Source organism: Streptomyces sp. ST2-7A, from assembly GCF_021390475.1.
GTDB lineage: Bacteria > Actinomycetota > Actinomycetes > Streptomycetales > Streptomycetaceae > Streptomyces.
The window spans coordinates 15,977-34,739 of sequence record NZ_JAJUWS010000057.1 but is presented as its reverse complement, the minus strand read 5'-3'; the positions used below and the strand labels follow the sequence as shown (position 1 = coordinate 34,739).

At 74.5% G+C, this 18,763-nt stretch carries 12 protein-coding genes and 1 pseudogene; 10 read left to right on the top strand and 3 right to left on the bottom strand.

What is annotated here, in order from left to right; all coding sequences use genetic code 11:
• The first annotated feature begins 443 nt into the window (after positions 1–443).
• The 8 genes and pseudogenes from LZF96_RS24655 (at position 444) to LZF96_RS26790 (ending at position 10,943) form a co-directional block, all read left to right on the top strand.
• Complete coding sequence (locus tag LZF96_RS24655) at positions 444–2,684, top strand: bifunctional diguanylate cyclase/phosphodiesterase (protein WP_233876769.1); 2,241 nt, start codon at positions 444–446, stop codon at positions 2,682–2,684.
• A gap of 310 nt (positions 2,685–2,994) precedes the next feature.
• On the top strand, positions 2,995–3,291 hold the full coding sequence (gatC, locus tag LZF96_RS24650; RefSeq protein ID WP_182606612.1) for an Asp-tRNA(Asn)/Glu-tRNA(Gln) amidotransferase subunit GatC: 297 nt from the start codon (positions 2,995–2,997) through the stop codon (positions 3,289–3,291).
• Between the two features lie 5 nt (positions 3,292–3,296).
• Entirely contained in the window at positions 3,297–4,817 is a 1,521-nt protein-coding gene (gatA, locus tag LZF96_RS24645) for an Asp-tRNA(Asn)/Glu-tRNA(Gln) amidotransferase subunit GatA (protein ID WP_233876766.1), read from the top strand.
• Positions 4,814–5,041, top strand: a complete 228-nt coding sequence (locus LZF96_RS24640; protein ID WP_233876764.1) for a hypothetical protein — start codon at positions 4,814–4,816, stop codon at positions 5,039–5,041. The genes gatA and LZF96_RS24640 overlap by 4 nt, the downstream gene beginning before the upstream one ends.
• A gap of 46 nt (positions 5,042–5,087) precedes the next feature.
• Complete coding sequence (gene gatB, locus LZF96_RS24635; RefSeq protein ID WP_308294282.1) at positions 5,088–6,596, top strand: Asp-tRNA(Asn)/Glu-tRNA(Gln) amidotransferase subunit GatB; 1,509 nt, start codon at positions 5,088–5,090, stop codon at positions 6,594–6,596.
• A gap of 477 nt (positions 6,597–7,073) precedes the next feature.
• Positions 7,074–7,220: pseudogene (locus tag LZF96_RS24625) on the top strand (DUF397 domain-containing protein); the annotation flags it as partial.
• Positions 7,221–7,542: 322 nt separating this feature from the next.
• Entirely contained in the window at positions 7,543–7,722 is a 180-nt protein-coding gene (locus tag LZF96_RS24620; RefSeq protein WP_233876762.1) for a hypothetical protein, read from the top strand.
• A 119-nt stretch (positions 7,723–7,841) separates the two neighbouring features.
• The gene (locus tag LZF96_RS26790) at positions 7,842–10,943 is read left to right on the top strand and encodes an AAA family ATPase (protein WP_308294281.1); all 3,102 of its coding nucleotides are present in this window, start codon (positions 7,842–7,844) and stop codon (positions 10,941–10,943) included.
• A gap of 155 nt (positions 10,944–11,098) precedes the next feature.
• Here the strand turns inward: LZF96_RS26790 and LZF96_RS24605 are convergent, their stop codons facing one another.
• From LZF96_RS24605 to LZF96_RS24595, 3 genes are all read right to left on the bottom strand, one after another.
• Positions 11,099–11,353 carry a hypothetical protein gene (locus LZF96_RS24605; RefSeq protein ID WP_233876760.1) on the bottom strand — a complete coding sequence of 85 codons (255 nt, stop codon included), beginning with the start codon at positions 11,351–11,353 and terminating at the stop codon, positions 11,099–11,101.
• A gap of 103 nt (positions 11,354–11,456) precedes the next feature.
• The gene (locus LZF96_RS24600; RefSeq protein ID WP_233876771.1) at positions 11,457–12,647 is read right to left on the bottom strand and encodes a sorbosone dehydrogenase family protein; all 1,191 of its coding nucleotides are present in this window, start codon (positions 12,645–12,647) and stop codon (positions 11,457–11,459) included.
• A 479-nt stretch (positions 12,648–13,126) separates the two neighbouring features.
• Positions 13,127–14,134 (bottom strand): aldo/keto reductase, encoded by a 1,008-nt coding sequence (locus LZF96_RS24595; RefSeq protein WP_233876758.1) that lies wholly within the window; start codon positions 14,132–14,134, stop codon positions 13,127–13,129.
• Between the two features lie 315 nt (positions 14,135–14,449).
• On the opposite strand from LZF96_RS24595, the gene LZF96_RS24590 reads away from it, so the two are divergent.
• Together LZF96_RS24590 and LZF96_RS24585 are read left to right on the top strand one after the other, a co-directional pair.
• Complete coding sequence (locus LZF96_RS24590; protein WP_233876756.1) at positions 14,450–15,400, top strand: 2-hydroxyacid dehydrogenase; 951 nt, start codon at positions 14,450–14,452, stop codon at positions 15,398–15,400.
• A gap of 432 nt (positions 15,401–15,832) precedes the next feature.
• Entirely contained in the window at positions 15,833–18,490 is a 2,658-nt protein-coding gene (locus LZF96_RS24585) for a sensor domain-containing diguanylate cyclase (protein ID WP_233876753.1), read from the top strand.
• Positions 18,491–18,763 lie beyond the last annotated feature (273 nt).

Genomic DNA, 18,763 nt, shown 5'->3' with positions numbered 1-18,763 from the left:
CCCGGGGGGGGGGGCCCCCCCCCCCCCCCCCGCCACACCTCTGCCCGACCGTCACCCCTGCGGACCGCGAGCCCGACGCCCTCACGAAAGAGTGGTCGTCGCACCGGGGTGACCGCCACGCCGCAGCGGGCGCCGGTCCCCGGAGGCCTCCCACCCTGTCCCCCGCACGGGGGGAACGGAAGCGCGACAACTGCCGAGCGCCCCCCGGCGCGCTCCGACCGCAGGCCCCGGCCCGGGCCCCCTCCGCGCCGCTCCGCCCCGCCTCATCCGCTGATCGGGCCCGTGGTCCCGGTCGGACGTCGCCCGTCCCGCCGTTGTCGGCCCCGGCACGCGGCCGAACCCACCGATCGGGAATCACCGCACGTCATCCCGGTCGGGGACCTAATGTGGTGTCACGTCGCCCGCCCGGTGTCGGGCGGTCATCCTGCCGGGAGAGTGACCACATGCACGCAGCGCCCCCGGGGCTCCCGGCCCCGCCCGGTCGCGAGACCGCGCCCCGCTGCCCCGGCCTGCGCGGCGCCCTCCCCCCGGTCGCCGCACTCCTGCTGCCGCTCGGAGGCGTGGTCGTCCTCGCCGAGGGCGCGCCCCTCCTGCCGGCCGGCGCCCCCGGCATCGGCCTCGCGGTGCTCGCCTGCCTGATCGTCGGCCACCTGATGGCGCTGGGACCCGGGCGCTGGTGGGGCGGCGCCGGTTCCGGATCCGCCGTCACCCTGGCCGTCCTCCTGCTGTACGGCTGGACGCCCGCCGTCCTGATCGCCCTCGTCCTGGTCGGCTCGGTGGTCCTGGTCCACCGGGAGCGGACCCGCGAGGCACTGCTGCACGCCTCCGCCGAGATCGTCGGCATCAGCGCGGGCGCCCTGCTCCTCGTCGTCGCCGGCATCCACCCGCGCGGCGACTCCCCCTGGCACCCCCACCGGTGGGACCTCGTCGACATCCCGCTGATCGTTCTGGCGGCCTGCGCCCACCTCGTCCTCACCCGGGCCCTGCTGTGGCTGTGCCTCGCCCCCACCGGCGGTCCGAGCCGACTGCTGCGCGGTGCCCTGGTGCGTCAGGGGCTGATCTCCGTCGCGCTGCTCGGACTCGCCCCGCTGATCGGTGTGGTCCTCGTGCACGCGCCGCTGCTGCTGCCGCTCTTCGCCGTACCGTTGATCGCCCTCGATTCCACGCTGTGGATCGCCCGGGCGCGGGCGCGTGAACAAGTGCTCGACCCGTTGACCGGTTTGCCCAACCGGCAATGGCTGCTGGACCACATCCGACGCCTGGTGGACGAGTCCGAGGAGTCCGGGACCCGGTTCGCCCTCATCCTGATCGACCTGGACCGCTTCCGTTCGGTCAACGACACCCTCGGCCACTCCACCGGCGACCGGTTGCTGCTGCGGGTCGCCGACCGGATCCGCCGCGCCCTGCCCCCCGACGCCGCGATGGCCCGCCCCGGAGGCGACGAGTTCGCCGTCCTGCTGCCACGGGTCGGATCGGTCACCGCCGCGCAGCGGGTGGCCCGGAACCTGTCCACGGCGCTCGGCGAGCCGCTGGACCTCAACGGCATCCGCCTGGTGGTCGAGGCCAGCGCGGGTGTCGTGGTCTTCCCCGACCACGCCGGTGACGCCGAGGTCCTGCTGCGGCGCGCCGACGTGGCGATGTACACGGCCAAACAGGACCGGGACGGGGTGCAGGTCTACGACCCCTGCCGGGACGTCAACACCCCCGACCGCCTGGGTCTCCTCGGCGACCTGCGCCGGGCCCTGGAGAACCGCGACATCCAACTCCACTACCAGCCCAAGGTGGGGTTCGACGGCCGGGTACGGGGCCTGGAGGCGCTGGTGCGCTGGGACCACCCCGTACGAGGTTCGATCCCGCCGGCCGAGTTCATCGCCATCGCCGAGAGCTCCGGATTGATGCCCCGACTCACCGAGTACGTGCTGGAGACCGCCCTGTACCGGGTGGCGCGCTGGCGCGAGGAGGGCATCACGGTCCCGGTGGCGGTCAACGTCTCCCCCCGGGAGATCTACGCCCCGGGCTTCGCCGGCTCGGTCGCCGCCCGACTGGCCCGTCACGGCGTCCCGGCCGGTTCGCTGCAACTGGAGATCACCGAGAACGGCATGCTCGGGGATCCCGAGCAGGCCGCCGACACCCTCGCCGGGCTCACCGTCCACGGCGTACGGATGTCCCTGGACGACTTCGGTACCGGCTACTCCTCCCTGGTCCACCTGCGCCGGCTGCCGTTCAGCGAGTTGAAGATCGACCGTTCCTTCGTCTCCTCGCTGGCGGTGGACACCGAGGACGCCGAGATCGTGCGCTGCACCGTCGAACTGGCCCACTCCCTCGGTCTGGTGGTCGTCGCCGAGGGGGTGGAGGACCACGAGACCTGGGAACGCCTCCGGGAGTTGGGGTGCGACGCGGTCCAGGGATGGCTGGTCTCCCGCGCCATGCCGGCGGAGGAGACCACGGCGTGGCTGCGTGCCCGCGCCCACACCCACGCCCTCACCGGCGAGCCCTTCCCCTCCGATCCGCCCGTCCCCCCGTCCGTCTCCCGGGATGCCTCCCCACCTCTTTCCCGGTCCTCCCCGCACTCCGCCCCCACCGTTCCCGCCCCGGAACCGGCCCCGACCGCCGGGGGCGTCGGCCGGGTGGTGCCCCCGCCGGGGCGCGAGCCGACCGGCGGCGGGGCACCGGCCCGCCCCTGAGTCGGGCCGTTCCGGCCCGGCTCCCGCCGGGGTCGGTCCGGATGACCCGGCCGGCGTCCCGGGCCCGGTCCCGCCCGGGGAAGCGGTGGCCCCGGTGTTCCGCCGACCGGTCCCCGCGCTCCGCCGGTCGCGTCGAGGCGCGCACCGGATCCGCCCGGCCGGTGGAAGCGGCGGGTCGACCGCCGCCGGCGCTCCGCCCGCCCCCGGGTCCCGTACCGGGCCGGCCGGGCAAACCGGTGCGCGCCCGCCCCTCCGCTCGGCCTAGGATTGGGCGCGAACCCACCCCTCAACGAGTCAAGAGGATCCCCACATGCCCGGCATCACGCGCGAGGAGGTAGCCCACCTCGCCCGGCTGGCACGTCTGGAGCTGAAGGACGAAGAGCTCGACCACTTCGCCGCTCAGCTCGACGACATCATCGGGGCCGTCGCGGCGGTCTCCGACGTCGCCGACGAGGACGTGCCGCCGACCTCTCATCCGCTGCCGCTGACCAACGTCATGCGTCCGGACGAGGTCCGCCCCGGCCTGACCCCCGACCAGGCGCTCTCCGGCGCCCCGGCCCGGGAGCAGCAGCGTTTCAAGGTGCCGCAGATCCTGGGGGAGGAGTGACCGCCATGACCGACACGACCACCGGGACCCCCTCACCGGACCCGACCCGGATGACCGCCGCCGCGATCGCCGACGGCATCGCCGCCGGTGAGTTCACCGCCGTCGAGGTCACCGAGGCCCACCTGGCCCGCGTCGACGCCGTCGACGAGAAGGTGCACGCCTTCCTGCACGTGGACCGCGACGGCGCGCTGGCCGCCGCGCGCGCCGTGGACGGGCGCCGCGCCGCCGGTGAGCCGCTCGGCGCGTTGGCCGGCGTCCCCCTCGCGCTGAAGGACATCTTCACCACCGAGGGCGTGCCCACCACCGTCGGCTCGAAGATCCTCGAGGGTTGGATCCCGCCCTACGACGCCACCCTCACCAAGCGGCTGAAGGACGCCGGCGTCGTGGTGCTCGGCAAGACCAACATGGACGAGTTCGCCATGGGCTCCTCCACCGAGAACAGCGCCTACGGTCCCACCGGCAACCCGTGGGACCTCACCCGCATCCCCGGCGGCTCCGGCGGCGGCTCCGCCGCGGCCCTGGCCTCCTGGCAGGCGCCGCTGGCCATCGGCACCGACACCGGCGGTTCGATCCGTCAGCCGGCCGCGGTCACCGGCACCGTCGGCGTCAAGCCCACCTACGGCGCGGTCTCCCGCTACGGCATGGTGGCCTTCTCCTCCTCCCTGGACCAGGGCGGCCCCTGCGCGCGGACCGTGCTCGACGCGGCCCTGCTGCACGAGGTGATCGCCGGCCACGACCCGCTGGACTCCACCTCCATCGACGCGCCGGTCCCGCCGGTGGTCGAGGCGGCCCGCAACGGCTCGGTCGAGGGCCTGCGCGTCGGCGTGATCTCGGAGTTCCGCGGCGACGGCTACCAGGCCGGTGTGATGCGGCGCTTCGACGAGTCGGTGGAGCTGCTCGCCGCGCTCGGCGCCGAGATCGTCGAGCTGTCCTGCCCGTCCTTCACCAAGGCGCTGGCGGCCTACTACCTCATCGCGCCCTCGGAGTGCTCCTCCAACCTCGCCCGCTTCGACGGCCTGCGCTACGGCCTGCGGGTGGGCGACGACGGCACCCGCTCCGCCGAGCAGGTCACCGCCCTCACCCGCGAGGCCGGTTTCGGACCAGAGGTCAAGCGGCGCGTCATGCTGGGCACCTACGCGCTGTCCTCCGGTTACTACGACGCGTACTACGGCAGCGCCCAGAAGGTCCGCACCCTGATCTCCAGGGATTTCGAGCGCGCTTTCGGGCAGGTGGACGTCATCGTCTCGCCCACCACCCCGACCACCGCGTTCCCCATCGGCGAGCGGGCGGACGACCCGATGGCCATGTACCTCGCCGACCTGTGCACCATCCCGAGCAACCTCGCCGGCAACGCGGCGATGTCGCTGCCCTGCGGCCTGGCCCCCGAGGACGGCCTGCCGGTGGGCTTGCAGATCATCGCCCCCGCGATGGCGGATGACCGCCTCTACCGAGTCGGAGCCGCTGTCGAGGCCGCTTTCGGGGCACGCTGGGGACACCCGATTCTCGAGGAGGCACCAACACTGTGAACGTCAAGAAGAAGTCCAAGGCCGGCACCTACCTGTCCATCGGCACCTCGCTCTTCGGTGCCTTCGGCGTGGTCCGGCAGCTGCGCACCGCCCGTCGCGACCACGACACCCTCGAACTGGTGGACGGCGTCATCTCCGCAGCCGCCCTGATCAGCGGTATCGCACTGCTCGCCCGTGAGCTGCGCCGGATGAACGACGACTCCACCGATCTGTTCGACAGCTGAGCGGTCGCGGACCGCAGAGCAGCCCACCCGAGAGGTACGCACTCCCGTGACCGTCATCGACCTGGTGTCGTACGAGGACGCCCTGGCGTCCTTCGACCCCGTCATGGGCCTGGAGGTCCATGTCGAACTCGGCACCGCCACCAAGATGTTCTGCGGCTGTTCCACCGCCCTCGGGGCGGACCCGAACAGCCAGACCTGCCCCGTGTGCCTCGGCCTGCCTGGGGCCCTGCCGGTCGTCAACGCGACCGGTGTGGAGTCCGCCGTGCGGATCGGTCTCGCGCTGCACTGCGAGATCGCCCGCTGGTGCCGCTTCGCCCGGAAGAACTACTTCTACCCGGACATGCCGAAGAACTTCCAGACCTCCCAGTACGACGAGCCCATCGCGTTCAACGGGTACCTCGACGTGCAGTTGGAGGACGGCGAGGTCTTCCGCGTGGAGATCGAGCGCGCGCACATGGAGGAGGACACCGGCAAGTCCACGCACGTGGGCGGGGCGACCGGTCGCATCCACGGCGCCTCGCACTCGCTGCTGGACTACAACCGGGCGGGCATCCCGCTGATCGAGATCGTCACCAAGCCGATCGTCGGGGCGGGTGAGCGGGCGCCGGAGGTGGCGCGGGCCTACGTGACCGAGCTGCGCGAGCTGATCCGCGCCCTGGGGGTCTCCGAGGCCCGCATGGAGATGGGTCAGATGCGCTGCGACGTCAACCTCTCGCTGCGCCCGCACGGGCGCGAGAAGTTCGGCACCCGCAGCGAGACCAAGAACGTCAACTCGCTGCGCAGCGTTGAACGGGCGGTCCGTTTCGAGGTCCAGAGGCACGCCGCGGTGCTCTCCTCCGGCGGCACCATCGTGCAGGAGACCCGGCACTTCCACGAGGAGGACGGCTCCACCACCTCCGGCCGGGTCAAGGAGGAGGCGGAGGACTACCGCTACTTCCCCGAGCCCGACCTGGTGCCGGTGGCACCGGACCCGGCATGGGTGGAGGAGTTGCGCTCCTCGCTGCCCGAGTCGCCCCGGGTGCGCCGCAACCGGCTGCGCGAGGAGTGGGGCCTGAGCGCCCACGACATGCAGTCGGTGCTCAACGCGGGCGCGCTGGACCCGATCCTCGCCACCATCGAGGCCGGGGCCGAGCACACCGCCGCCCGCAAGTGGTGGCTCGGCGAGCTGGCCCGGCGCGCCAACGAGCAGGGCGTGGACCTCGTCACGCTGCCCATCACACCCGTGCAGGTGGCCCGGGTCGCGGAACTGGTCGACGAGGGCACCCTCAACGACAAGTTGGCGCGCCAGGTCATCGAGGGCGTGCTCGCGGGCGAGGGCGGGCCGGACGAGGTGGTGGCCGGCCGCGGTCTGGCCATCGTCTCCGACGACGGTGCCCTGGGCACGGCCGTGGACGAGGCGATCGCGGCCAACCCGGCGGTCGCCGACAAGATCCGGGCCGGGAAGGTGGCGGCGGCCGGCGCGCTGGTCGGCGCCGTCATGAAGGCGACCCGGGGCCAGGCCGACGCGGCCCGGGCCCGGGAGCTGATCCTGGAGCGGCTGGGCGCGCAGGGCTGAACCCGGCCCGGTCCGAATGCGCGGAGGGCCGGAACCCGTCACGGGTGCCGGCCCTCCGGTGTTCCCGGCGGTCCCGTCGGGGGAAGCGCCACGTCGACTCGCTGGCCCGCCGTCCGGTACCGCGCGCGGGAAACCGGCGTCGGCGGGGGCACCCCTCCCCTCGGTCCGCCCGGCGTCCCGCACCGTCGGCCGGGGTCCGTCGGGCTGACCGGATCCCGCCCCGGGTCGGGGGCCTTACGCCGCGGGGCCGGGTTTCACATGAACCTATGAAGCCCAAAGCGGCCCCGACCGGTGAGGCAACACCGGCCCAGGGCCTTGATGGGCCTCCCTGCCGGGCGAGCAGCGCCTCGCCGACGAGTTTCGTGTCGCCCGCATGACCGCCCGCAAGGCCGTTCGCGTGCTCGCCGACGAGGGTACCGTTTTCGTCGTCCCACAGCGCGGCGCGTTCGTCTCCGCCCCGAGCAGCCGACCGATGAGGGACAGTGCATCGAATGGGCGCCCGACCACGCGCGCGCAACGGATGAGTTCCTGGTCCGTGACAGCAAGGACCCGGACGGCCCGCACCTGACCCTGACCTGTGAGGGGTTCGCTGGTCTTGTGGAGTTCGCCAAGCACCACGGGTGACCCGCACCCCCACCGGCCCCCGAGTGACCGGCCCTCGCCACACGGCGGGGGCTGTTGTCGTGTCGGCACACGGCGCGGGGCATGCACCGTACCCGGCTGACCTGCGGCGCCTCACGCTCCGCGACGTTGGTCCCGGTGAAACTTGACAGACCCCGGGTAAGGCCCCCGGCCGGCACCCGGGTCCCCGGGCATAAGGCCTCGGAGGGGCCCGGGATGCGGAAGGTGCCCGATGCGGGCGACCCCCCTTACCCGGAAAGGTGAGTGTCGGCAGGGTTCGGCGCATCGGGGTGCCGGCCCGCCACGGAGTCCGGGGGAGGACCCCATGTTCGAGTACCGCCTGCACCAGCACCGCGTCGCCGACCTGCGCCGCGAGGTCGCCACCGCCAGCCGCGGCCGGAAGGCCGCCGAGCGCCGCCCCGCTTCCGGCGGTGCCGGCAACGGCGGTGGGGCCGACACCGGCACCCCCCGTCCCGGCGACACCTCCTACACCACCGCGGCCTGACCGTGCGGCCCCGACCACCGGCGGTCACCGCCCGGCCGACACCGTCGCCGGAGGGCGACCCGGGCGGGGGATCGGGGGAGCGCGGGGAGAAAAGCCCTGTCGCCGGAGGGGCCGACCGTGTGATTCTCGGTGACGTGCAGATCCGCCACGTCAGCCCGGTCCTCATCGGGCGCGCCCCCCAACTCGCCGAACTCCACCGAGGGCTCGACCGCGCACGCGCGGGCGAGCCCTCCGCCCATCTCATCGGCGGTGAGGCCGGCGTGGGCAAGACCCGTCTGGTGGAGGAGTTCACCGCCCGCGCGGAGAAGAGCGGAGTCCTGACCGCCGTCGGGGCCTGCGTCGAACTCGGCGCCGACGGTCTGCCCTTCGCCCCCATCTCCGCCGCCCTGCGTTCCCTGCACCGCCGGCTCGGCGAAAAACTCCCGGCCGCCGCCCCGGTCGGGGGCGGCCTCGCGGCGCTGCTACCGGAGCTGGGCGACGGAACCGAGCCCCACCGACCCGGCGATGCCGGGGACCGTGCCCGGCTCTTCGAGTTCACCGCCCGGTTGTTGGAGAATCTGGCCGCCGAGCACCCGCTGGTCGTGGTGTTGGAAGACCTGCACTGGTCCGACCGCTCCACCCGCGAACTCCTCGACTACCTCCACCGCTCCGTGCGGGACGTCGGCCTGATGCTCGTGGCCACCTATCGCACCGATGACATCCACCGCCGCCACCCCCTGCGGCCCTTCCTCGCCGAACTGGAACGCTCCCGCACCGTCCACCGGATCGACCTGCCCCGCCTCACCGAGACCGAGGTCGGCGAACAGATGGCCGGCATCACCGGCGAGCGCCCCGCTCCCGCGCAGGCCCGTACGGTCTTCGACCGCAGCGGCGGCAACCCCTTCTTCGTGGAGGAGCTGACCGGCTGCTGTCCCGGACAGGGCATGAACGAATCCCTGCGCGACCTGCTGCTGGTCCGCGTGGAGGCGCTGCCCGACACCGCCCAGGAGGTGCTGCGGCTGCTCGAGGTGGGCGGTTCCGCAGTCGGCCACGGCCTGCTGGCGGCCGTCGCGGGCCTGCCCGAGCCCGAATTGCACGCGGCCCTACGCGCGGCGGTCGGCGGCCATCTGCTGGTCGCCGCCGAGGAGACCGACGCCTACCGCTTCCGGCACGCCCTGATGCGCGAGGCGGTCGCGGACGACCTGCTGCCCGGCGAGCGAGCCCGGATCAACCGCCGCTGGGCCGAGGCGCTGGAGGACGCCCCGCATCTGGTCCCCGCCGATCAGCACGCCGCTCGACTGGCCGGCTACTGGTACCACGCCGGCGCCCCCGCCCGGGCGCTGCCGGCGGTCCTGCACGCCGCCGACCGGGCCCGTCGCCGCCACGCCTACGCCGAACAGCTGCGACTGCTGGAACGGGCCCTGGAGCTGTGGGACGCGGTCCCGGAGGAGGTCCGGGCGGGGCTGCGCCCGGTCGGCCCGGTCTGGGTCTATCCGCCCCGCGACGGGGCGCCCGCCGATCAGGTGGACCTGCTGGCCGAGGCCACCATGGCCGGAATGCTCGCCGAGCAGATGGACATCGCGAGGCGGATGAGCAAACACGCCCTGAGGCTGCTCACCGACCTCTCCGACCCGCTGCGCACCGCCTGGTTCCTCATGCAGCGCTCGCGGATGTCCGAGGGCGTGGTCAGGGGCCCCGACCGCGATCTGCTGCGACGGGCCCGGGACCTGCTGGAAGGGCTGCCGCCCTCGGTGGTGCACGCCCAGGTGCTCGCGCTGGAGGCCGCGCAGCGCACCGACGAGGAACACACCCCCGAGGCGCTGGGGGTCGCCGAACGCGCCGTGGAGGTCGCCCGCGAGCTGGGTGCGGAGAGCACGGAGCTGTATGCCAGACTCACGCTCGCCGGCACTCGCGCCAACGCGGGGGAGGGCACCGCCGGGGTGACCGAGATGCGGGCGGTCCTCGACCGGGTGGTCCGGCGCGGCGACGCCGATCTGCTGGGTCGCACCCTCAACAACCTGATCGCGACCCTCGGGGTACTGGGTCGGCTCGGCGAGGCCGTGGAGACGGCCGAGCGGGGGCGGGAACTGGCGTCGCGGTTCGGGCTGGAGAAGACCGCGCGCACCTGGCTGGCCACCAACCACGCCTGGATCCTCATCCAGTTGGGTCGTTGGCCCGAGGCCGAGGAGATCATCCGGGAGGCGACCGGTGCGGATGCCGATCTGCGCCCGAGCCTGATCGGCAACGTCCTGAGCGGGCACCTGGCGCTGTTGCGAGGGGAGGTCGGGGCCGCCCGGGAGACGTTGACGGGTATCGAGGAGCGTGCCGGTCGGGAGATCGACCGGAACGAGAAGGCGGCCTTCGCCCCGCACTACCTCCTGCCGCTCACCGAGTTGCGTGTCGGGCTCGCCGCCGCGGAGGGGGACCTGCACCGGATCCGTGCCCTCTTCGCCGAGCGGATACCGGATCTGACCGTGCCCTTCTACCAAGCCCTCACCCGGCAACTGCTGGTCGCCGTGGCGGCGGCGGAGGCGGACGGACGGGGGGACCCCGCCTCCGCCGCCGGGGCGGCGGAGGCCCGGGATCGGATCGCGGCCGTCTCGGCGACCACCTCCCGGTCCGAGCCGATGTGGGAGGCCCTGGCGGACCTGACCGGGACGTTGCTGGCGCGGGCGGCCGGCGAGGACGCCCCGGGGGACTGGGAACGGGTGGCCGTCGCGTTGGAGCCGATGGGGACGCCCCACCGACTGGCGGAGGTTCGGATCCGCTGGGCCGAGGCGCTGCTCTCCGCCGGCGGCTCCGCGGAACGCGAACGTGCCACCGGCCTGCTGGCGGCGGCTCGTTCGGTGGCGGCCGACCTCGGCGCCCGCCCCCTGACGGCCCGGGTCGACCGGCTGACCGCGGCGGCCCGCCTGGTCCTGCCCGGTGGCGACGCCGAGAGCACGCCGACCCGGATCGACGGTGACGCCGGGGGATCGGGAGACGCCGGGGCCGCCGCGACCCCGGCCGACCGGGCGGCGGCGTTCGGACTGACCGCCCGGGAGCGGGACGTGCTGGCGCTGGTGGCCGTCGGACGCACCAATCGACAGATCGCCGGAGAATTGTTCATCGCGCCCAAGACGGCGAGCGTCCACGTCTCCAACATCCTCGCCAAGTTGGAGGTCGGCGGGCGCGGTGAGGCCGCCGCCCTCGCCCACCGGCTGCGACTGGTGGAACCGGTCGACGGGGTCGGGACGCCCTGAGGGCGGCCGGGGCGTGCCGGGAGCACGCCGGAACGCCCCGGCCCGTCCCGGACGTTCGGAGCGGGCCGGCCGTCGGAACCCCGGTCGGGTCGGACGGTCCCCCCGTCCGACCCGACCGGGGTTCCGGGAATCAGGAGCGGGAGGAGCCCTCCCCGTCATTTCCCGTCGTCGCCGTCGCCGCCCTCGAGGACGACCTCGCGGCCCTCCTCGTCCACCAGCCGCAGGGCCGGCGGCAGGATCGCCGGCGGCAGTGCGAGATCGCCGATCACGACCCGCCCCGAGTCCAGGTCCACCCCCCGCTCCTCGTCCCGGTCCAGGAAGATCGTGTGCTCCTTCTCGGTGACCTTGTGCTCGTCCCGCTGGAAGGCCAGGGCCTCCCACGCGGTGGTGCCGTGGATCTCGTCGCTCATCGCGGTACTCCTTATCCGGCCCGTCCCCCGGACGGGGTCCCTCTGCCGACGCGTCGGCGGGAGCGGCCCGCCGGGGACCCGGGTCCGGGGCCGGCGGTCCGGGTCATTCCACCCGCAACCTCAGGATGCGGTCGTCCCCGGCCTCGGGGGTACCCCTGGTGTCGGTCTCGTTGGTGGCGAGGAACAACTCGTCGTCCGAACCCGCCACCGGCAGGACGTTCCGCAGCCGACCGTACTCCCCCTGGAGGAACGATTCGGGCTCGCCGACCGTGCCCGTCTCGTCCAGCGGGATCCGCCACAGCCGCTCGCCGCGCAGCGCCGCCATCCACAGCGCGCCGTTGTGGAAGGCCAGCCCACTGGGGGAGGCCTCGGCGACCGGCCACTCCACCTCGGGATCGACGTACCCCTCGTCGACGCCGCCGCTGCCCTCGAACATCGGCCAGCCGTAGTTCTCCCCGGCCTCGATCAGGTTCAGTTCGTCCACATCCCGCGCGCCGAACTCCGAGGCCCACATCCGGCCGCCGTCGTCCCAGGCCATGCCCTGCACGTTGCGGTGTCCCGAGGACCAGACCGGGGAGCCCTCCTCCGGGTTGTCGGGCGCGGGGTCGCCCTCGGGGGTGAGCCGCAGGATCTTGCCGGCCAGGGAATCGGGGTCCTGTGACAGGTCCGGTTCGTTGGCGTCGCCGGTCGCGGCGTAGAGCATGTCGTCGGGGCCGAAGGCGAGGCCGCCGCCGTGGTGGATGGTGGCGTCCCGGGGGATGCCGTCGAGCACCACCTCCGGCTCGCCGGGGGTGCCGCCCTCCAGTGGCATCCGGATGATCCGGTTGTCCCCGGGGGCGGTGTGATAGGCGTACAGCCACTCCTCGTCGGGGGAGAGGGCCAGGCCCAGCAAACCGCCCTCACCGTCGGTGGCCACGTCCGGCACGCTCGCCACCTCCTCCGCCGTCCCCTCGGCGATGTCCACCCGCAGGATCGTCGCCTCGTCGCGGGAGCCGACCAGCAGGTCCCCGTCGGGGAGTTCGACCAGGCCCCAGGGGGAGTCCAACTCCTCGGCGACCGACCCGGCGATCTCCACCGAACCCCGGGCGGGGGCCGTCGCGCCCTCCTCGCCGTTCTCCGTGCCCTCGTCGGCGGGTGGGTCGGCGGGGGCGTCGGTGTCGGTGTCGGGGGTCCGCGCCCCGTTCGCCTCCTCGCCCGCCCCGCAGCCGGTCGCCCCCACCGCCAGGGCGGCGACGACGGCGATGGCAGTCGTCGCGCGGGGTCGGGACCGGGTCCGCTGCCGGTGGCCTCGCATGATCACGCCTCTCGTCCGGGGTGGCGCGGCCGGACGCCCGGCGTCGGCCGTTCCTCCGTCGATCTCCTCGGGCACCGTCCGGGGGCGGGTCCCGGCGGGGCCGCCGGTGGACCCACCCGTTCGACGGTTTCTCCATGGCACCACATCCGGTCCTCCGGACGGGGGAGGCGGGATTCCGGCGGGGCGGTCCGTCCCCGTCCGGACGGGGACGGCGTGAGGTCCGGGAGGCGTCCCGCGGCGGCCCCGCGTGACCCGTACCTCGTGGTCCCTGCCGTGGGCGGGGGCGCGCCCACCGGTCGCGGGGCCCCGCGACCGGTGTGAGGTCCGCGAGGTCTCGTGCGGCGGCCCCGCCTCCGCTCGCCGACGCCCGGTGCTCCCGCCTCCGGGGAGGCGACACCCGGCGGGGCGGTCCCGCGGAGTCCTCCGGGTCCGGACGGTGTGACGTCCCCGGCGCACCCGCGCGCGGATGCCGGGGCACGTCAGTTCCAGGACTGCCGCGCCGCGGGCAGCTCCGCCAGCTCGGCCAGGTCCTCCTCGGCCAACTCCAGCGCGGCGGCCCGACAGTTCTCCCGCGCCCAGCGCTCCTTCTTCGTCCCCGGGATGGGGACCACGTGCCGTCCCCGGGTGAGCAGCCAGGCCAGCGCCACCCCGGCGGCGGTGGCGCCCGGATGCCGCTCGGCGACCCGTCGCAGGCCGGCCGGCAGCACCTGGTTGGCCGCCATCATCTCGGCGGTGAAGCGGGGGTGACGCGCCCGCGGGTCGTCCGGCTCGAAGCCGCCGCCCGGCGTCAGGGTGCCGGTCAGGAAGCCGCTGCCCAGCGGCATCGAGGCCAGCAACCCGACGCCGCGCGCCTCGCACCACGGCAACAGCGTCTCCCCGGCCGCCGGCGACCACAGGGAGAACTCGGTCTGCACGGTGCTCACCGGGAAGACCTGCTGGACCCGTCGCAACACCTCCAGCGTCCCGGCGTACGGCCGGGCTCCCGCGCCCCCGCCGCGTCGGCCGACGGGTACCGGATCCGGGGCGCACACCCCCAGCGCGCGCACCTTCCCGGCCGCCACCAGTTCGGCCATCGCCCCCCAGGTCTCCTCCACCGGCACCTCGGGGTCGGGCCGGTGGAGTTGGTACAGGTCGATCACATCCGTCCGCAGCCGGCGCAGCGAGGCGTCACAGGCCCGGCGCACGTGCCCCGGGCGGCCGTTGGCCACCATGTGGTGCTCGCCCACCAGCAGGCCCACCTTCGTGGCCAGGAAGACATCGGGCCGGCGTTCGCACAGCACCCGTCCGAGCAGCAGTTCGTTGGTGAACGGGCCGTAGACGTCGGCGGTGTCCAGCAGCGTGGCACCCTCGTCCAGGGCCGCGTGGACGGCCCGCAGCGACTCCCGACCGTTCCGTTCGGAGGCGGTGTACCCCCAGCTCATCGGCATGCAGCCGAGACCTATGGCCCCGACCCGCAGCGCCCCCGAACCAACCGTCCGGTACCGCACCCGGTGCCGCTCCCTTCCACCCGTGTCCCCGTTCCCGCCGGTGCCGGGGCGGGGGTTCCGCGCCCCGGCGCCGATCCGTCGCCACGGTCCACCGCCCCGTTCCGGCCGCGCCACCCCGGGCGACACCCGCCGGTGTCCGTGGCGCACCAACGTATCCGCTGTCCGTTCGGCGCCCGCGACCGGCCGGGAACCGCCCCGGCCGATCGCGGGCGCCGCGGTGCCCGATCCGCCGCCTCCGGGACGCCGGGTCGGGCGCCCCGGAGGCGGCGGGACGGCACCGTTCGACCCCGTTCGACCCGGCGTTAGCCTGTGGCCATGACTTCCGGTGACGTGTGGCTTCCCTTCCCGTCCGACGAGATCGAGGGCCTCCCGTCCTCGCTGGAGTATCGACGCTGGAACGGGGAGGAGGAGTTCCCCGCGGACCCGACGAACTGCGTTTTCTACGCGGTGCCCTATATGAAGGGGCCCCGCACGGCGCTGCGTCCGCTGGAGCGGATGCCACGAGTGCGGGTGACGCAGACACTCACCGCGGGCTGGGAGCACATGGTGCCGGGGCTGGGGTCGATGCCCGCCGGCTCGCTGTTGTGCAACGCGGGGGGCCTGCACGACACCAGCACCGCCGAACTCGCCCTGGCGTTGATCCTCGCCGCCCAGCGCGGCATCCCCGAGGCCGTGCGCGCCGGGGACCGGGGAGCGTGGGAACCGGCACTCCGTCCCTCGCTGGCCGACCGCACGGTGTTGATCCTCGGCCACGGCGGGATCGGGCGGGCGGTGGAGGAACGGCTGGTGCCCTTCGAGCCGGCCGGGGTGATCCGGGTGGCGACCGCCGCGCGCACCTCCCCGCGCGGTCCCGTGCACGCGCCGGCGGATCTCGACGGGTTGCTGCCGCGGGCGGAGATCGTGGTGATCTGCACCCCGTTGACCGACCTCACCAGGGGGCTGGTGGACCGGGACTTCCTGGCCCGGTTGCCGGACGGTGCCCTGGTGGTGAACGTGGCACGGGGCGCGGTGGTGGACACCACCGCGCTGCTGGCCGAACTGGGGACGGGGCGGCTGCGGGCCGCGCTGGACGTCACCGATCCGGAGCCGCTGCCCGCCGACCACCCGCTGTGGCGGGCCCCGGGCGCGTTGATCTCCCCGCACGTGGGCGGCGCGTCCTCGGCCTTCCGGCCGCGCGCGGACCGCCTGCTGAGAGGACAGTTGAGCCGCTTCGCGGCGGGGGAGCGGCCGGAGTTCGTCGTGGCGGAGGCGGGCGCCGTCGGCTGAGCCCGGCGCCCGGCGGGCGGGTTCGGGTCGTGGAGCCGGACGCGTGGTGGGGACGGGCGCCGGGAGTCCGCCGCGGGGTGCCGCGGGGAGCGACCCCGTGGCGGTGTGGGCGGCCGGACCCGACGCCTCGCCGGGCGCCCGGCGAGGCGTCGGGGAGCGGACGGGTGGCCCGCCGCGGGGCCGGATCGGTCCGGGGCCCGTGGCGCGGGATCCCTCCCGGGCCCCGGGATCCCCCACCTCCCCCGGTGTCACTCTCCGCTGTTGGGCAATGTCGATGGGTGACGATTCTGGTGTATCGTCGGGGAAAGGGGTGCCCGGAACACAGGGGGGCGACACGCGCATGTGCCACTTCCGCAGGCTATCGATCCGGCTCCGTCGGCGCGGCGGGGCCCGACCGCCGCTGGGCCGTTCGTGCCGGGGGCGGGAGGTGCGATGACCGCCGTTCCTCCCGGGGTGGACCCGGGGCCGGGGGAGTCGGCCCGGGGTGCCGGGTCGGTGTCGAACCCGGCCCGCCCGTCGCCGACCCCGCTCACCCCGACCCGCCTGCGGATCGCCATCATCGTGCTCTGCGCCGGATACGCCCTGGGGGCCGGTCTCGGCTGGGGTTCGCCCCGCCTCGCCCTGGTGATGGGCGACTTCGGCCTGGCCCTGGCGGCTCTGGCCGCCTGCGTCTCCTGCCTCTGGTACGCCCGCACCCGGGCGGGTGGGACCCGGCACGCCTGGCTGCTCTTCGGCCTGTCCTCGCTGATGATCGCCCTGGGCAACGGGGTGTGGGGGTGGTACGAGGTGGTCCTCGACCAGCCGGTTCCCCGCACCTCGCCCGCGGACCTGTGCTTCCTGCTCTTCGCGCCCTGCGCGGTGGTCGGCCTGCTCCTGCTGGCCCGGCGCCCCTCGCGTCCGGCCGGGTGGCTCTGCCTGGGCCTGGACGCCTGGCTGGTGGCGGGATCACTGTTCACCCTGTCGTGGAGCCTGGCGATCACCCGGCTGACCCCGCAGGCGGGGGAGTCCGTGCTGCGTTCCGCCCTGGCCCTGGCCTACCCGCTGCTGGACATCGTTCTGGTCAGCACGGTGCTCGTGCTGCACCTCCGGCGTTCGGCCGCGCAACGGGCCGCCGTCAACGCCGTGATCGGAGCGTTCGCCCTCACCGTTCTGTGCGATTTTCTGTTCGGTTCGCCGCTGTTGCGCGAGCAGTACAGCAGCGGTCAACTGCTGGACGCCGGGTGGTTCGCCGGCTCCGTGCTGCTGGCCGGGGCCCCGTGGATGGCGGGCCGGGAGATCCGTCGCCGGGGGGACGGGACCGACCCCGACGCCCCGGTGCCCTCTTCCGCGTCACCCGGTCCGGCCGTCCCCGACCCCGACCGCTTCGGTTTTCCCGGCGGGACGGCGACGCACCCGGCGGGGGCGGTGCGATCCCCCGACGACCCGACCGATCCCGACCGTCCCGGCGACACCGCGGTCATCGCCCTGCGGGGTCCCACTCCCTCGCTCTCCGCCTTCGCCCCCTACCTCGCGGCGGCGGTCTGCGTGCTGGGGGCGCTGATCACCCTGGCCCCGCGCGGCGGCCCGGGGACCGTCGACGTCCCGATCACCCCCGGCTCGCCGGACTGGGTCGTGGTGGCCACCACGGGCGCCGTGGTGCTGGCCCTACTGGTCCGACAGGCGATCATGCTGGCCGACAACATCTGCCTCACCCGCGAGCTCGCCCGGCAGGAACACCACTTCCGCTCCCTGGTCCAGGGCTCCAGCGACGTCATCATGATCGCCGGGCCGGACGGGGCCCTGCGATACGTAAGCCCCGCCGCCGCCGTCGTCTGGGGCACCGATCCCGACCGCCTGGTGGGGCGTCGCCTCGCCGGACTGGTCCATCCCGAGGACATGGGCGGCGTCCTGTACGAACTGCGCCGGTTCCTGACCGCCGACGGTCCGCCCGACGCCAGCGTGCGGGTGGAGTGCCGGATCCGCCACGGCGCCGGACACTGGCTCAACGTCGAGTCCTGCGTCAACCGCCACCGCGACGGTCTGGTGCTCACCAGCCGGGATGTCACGGAACGGGTGCGGTTGCAGGAGCGCCTGCGGCACCACGCCTTCCACGACCCGCTCACCGGCCTGCCCAATCGGGCGCTGTTCACCGACCGGATGCGGCGGGCGCTCGGTGGCCGCCGGGCCGGGGACAGCCCGGCGGCCGTCCTCTACATCGACCTCGACGGCTTCAAGGCGGTCAACGACACCATCGGTCACCAGGCCGGGGACGACCTGTTGGTCCAGGCCGCCCGCCGCCTGCGCGAGTCGGTCCGCGCGGGGGACACCACCGCCCGGCTCGGCGGCGACGAGTTCGCCGCGCTCATCGTGGGCGATCCCGGTGGGGAGGACGAGGCCGACCGGCGGGCCCGGGTGGTGGAGATCGCCGAGCGGGTCCGCGTCGCCCTCTCCCGCCCCTACCGGGTCGGCGTCCGGACCGCGGAGGGGGAGGACGGAGCCCCGACCGGCGCGCGGACGGGGGGCGACGGACCGGGGGAGAACGGCACCACCGTACGGATCGCGGCCAGTATCGGCATCGCCTTCGCCGACCCGGGGGTGGGTCCCGCGGAACTGCTGCGGCGGGCCGATCTCGCGATGTACCGGGCAAAGCAGGGTGGCAAGGGAAGGGTCGTCCTCTGTGACCCGATGGAGCACGCCGGGGAGAACCCCCCGCGCCGCCCGGCGGACGGGAGCCCCCACCGGGGATCGGAGGGGGACACGGAGGGGGCCCGGCGCACCCTCGGGGCCGGTGATCCCCGCTCCGGGGCAGGGGCCTGCGCGGGGCCCGGAGCCGCCCTCACCCCCCGCGTGCCCGCGCCGGGGCGACTTCCCGCCGGGCCGGGCGCTCCCGGCGTTCCCGCGGTACCTCTCGCGGCGCTCCCGGTGGTGCTCCCCGCCCCCCTCGGCGGTGGCGGCTTCGGCCCGCCGGCCCCGTTTCCGCCACCGGTCGGGGCGGAGTCCGTGCCGGCGCCGACCGTCCCCGACACCCGGTCGGCCGACGAAGGGCCGGGTCGGGCGCCCACCGACCGGTCGGCGCGGTGTCCGTCGGACACCCACCCCCGGCCCACATAGTGAGACATGCGTCCCATGAGCTTGACACTCCGCCGACTCCCGGAGGATCGTCTGTTTCATGCGCACCCGAATTCTCGTACTCGGCAGGCGCGTCGGCTGACGCCGGGCCCGCGGTTCCGCGGACCCCCACCGACGCGCCCCCCTCGCCTGCCTTCCGGCACGAGGGGTTTTTTGTTGCACCGGACATCCCGCCCACCCTCCGGGCCCACCGCCGGCCCGCGCGGGCCGTGCCCACACGACTCCACCCAGCCACGACCGCCCCGGAAAACCCTC

What these genes read in the sequence shown, in the direction of transcription:
- LZF96_RS24620 (WP_233876762.1), top strand. Translation starts at nt 7,543, where the DNA reads ATGTTCGAGTACCGCCTGCACCAGCACCGCGTCGCCGACCTGCGCCGC.
- LZF96_RS24600 (WP_233876771.1), bottom strand. Translation starts at nt 12,647, where the DNA reads ATGCGAGGCCACCGGCAGCGGACCCGGTCCCGACCCCGCGCGACGACT.
- LZF96_RS24585 (WP_233876753.1), top strand. Translation starts at nt 15,833, where the DNA reads ATGACCGCCGTTCCTCCCGGGGTGGACCCGGGGCCGGGGGAGTCGGCC.
- LZF96_RS24605 (WP_233876760.1), bottom strand. Translation starts at nt 11,353, where the DNA reads ATGAGCGACGAGATCCACGGCACCACCGCGTGGGAGGCCCTGGCCTTC.
- LZF96_RS24655 (WP_233876769.1), top strand. Translation starts at nt 444, where the DNA reads ATGCACGCAGCGCCCCCGGGGCTCCCGGCCCCGCCCGGTCGCGAGACC.
- LZF96_RS24590 (WP_233876756.1), top strand. Translation starts at nt 14,450, where the DNA reads ATGACTTCCGGTGACGTGTGGCTTCCCTTCCCGTCCGACGAGATCGAG.
- gatA (WP_233876766.1), top strand. Translation starts at nt 3,297, where the DNA reads ATGACCGACACGACCACCGGGACCCCCTCACCGGACCCGACCCGGATG.
- gatC (WP_182606612.1), top strand. Translation starts at nt 2,995, where the DNA reads ATGCCCGGCATCACGCGCGAGGAGGTAGCCCACCTCGCCCGGCTGGCA.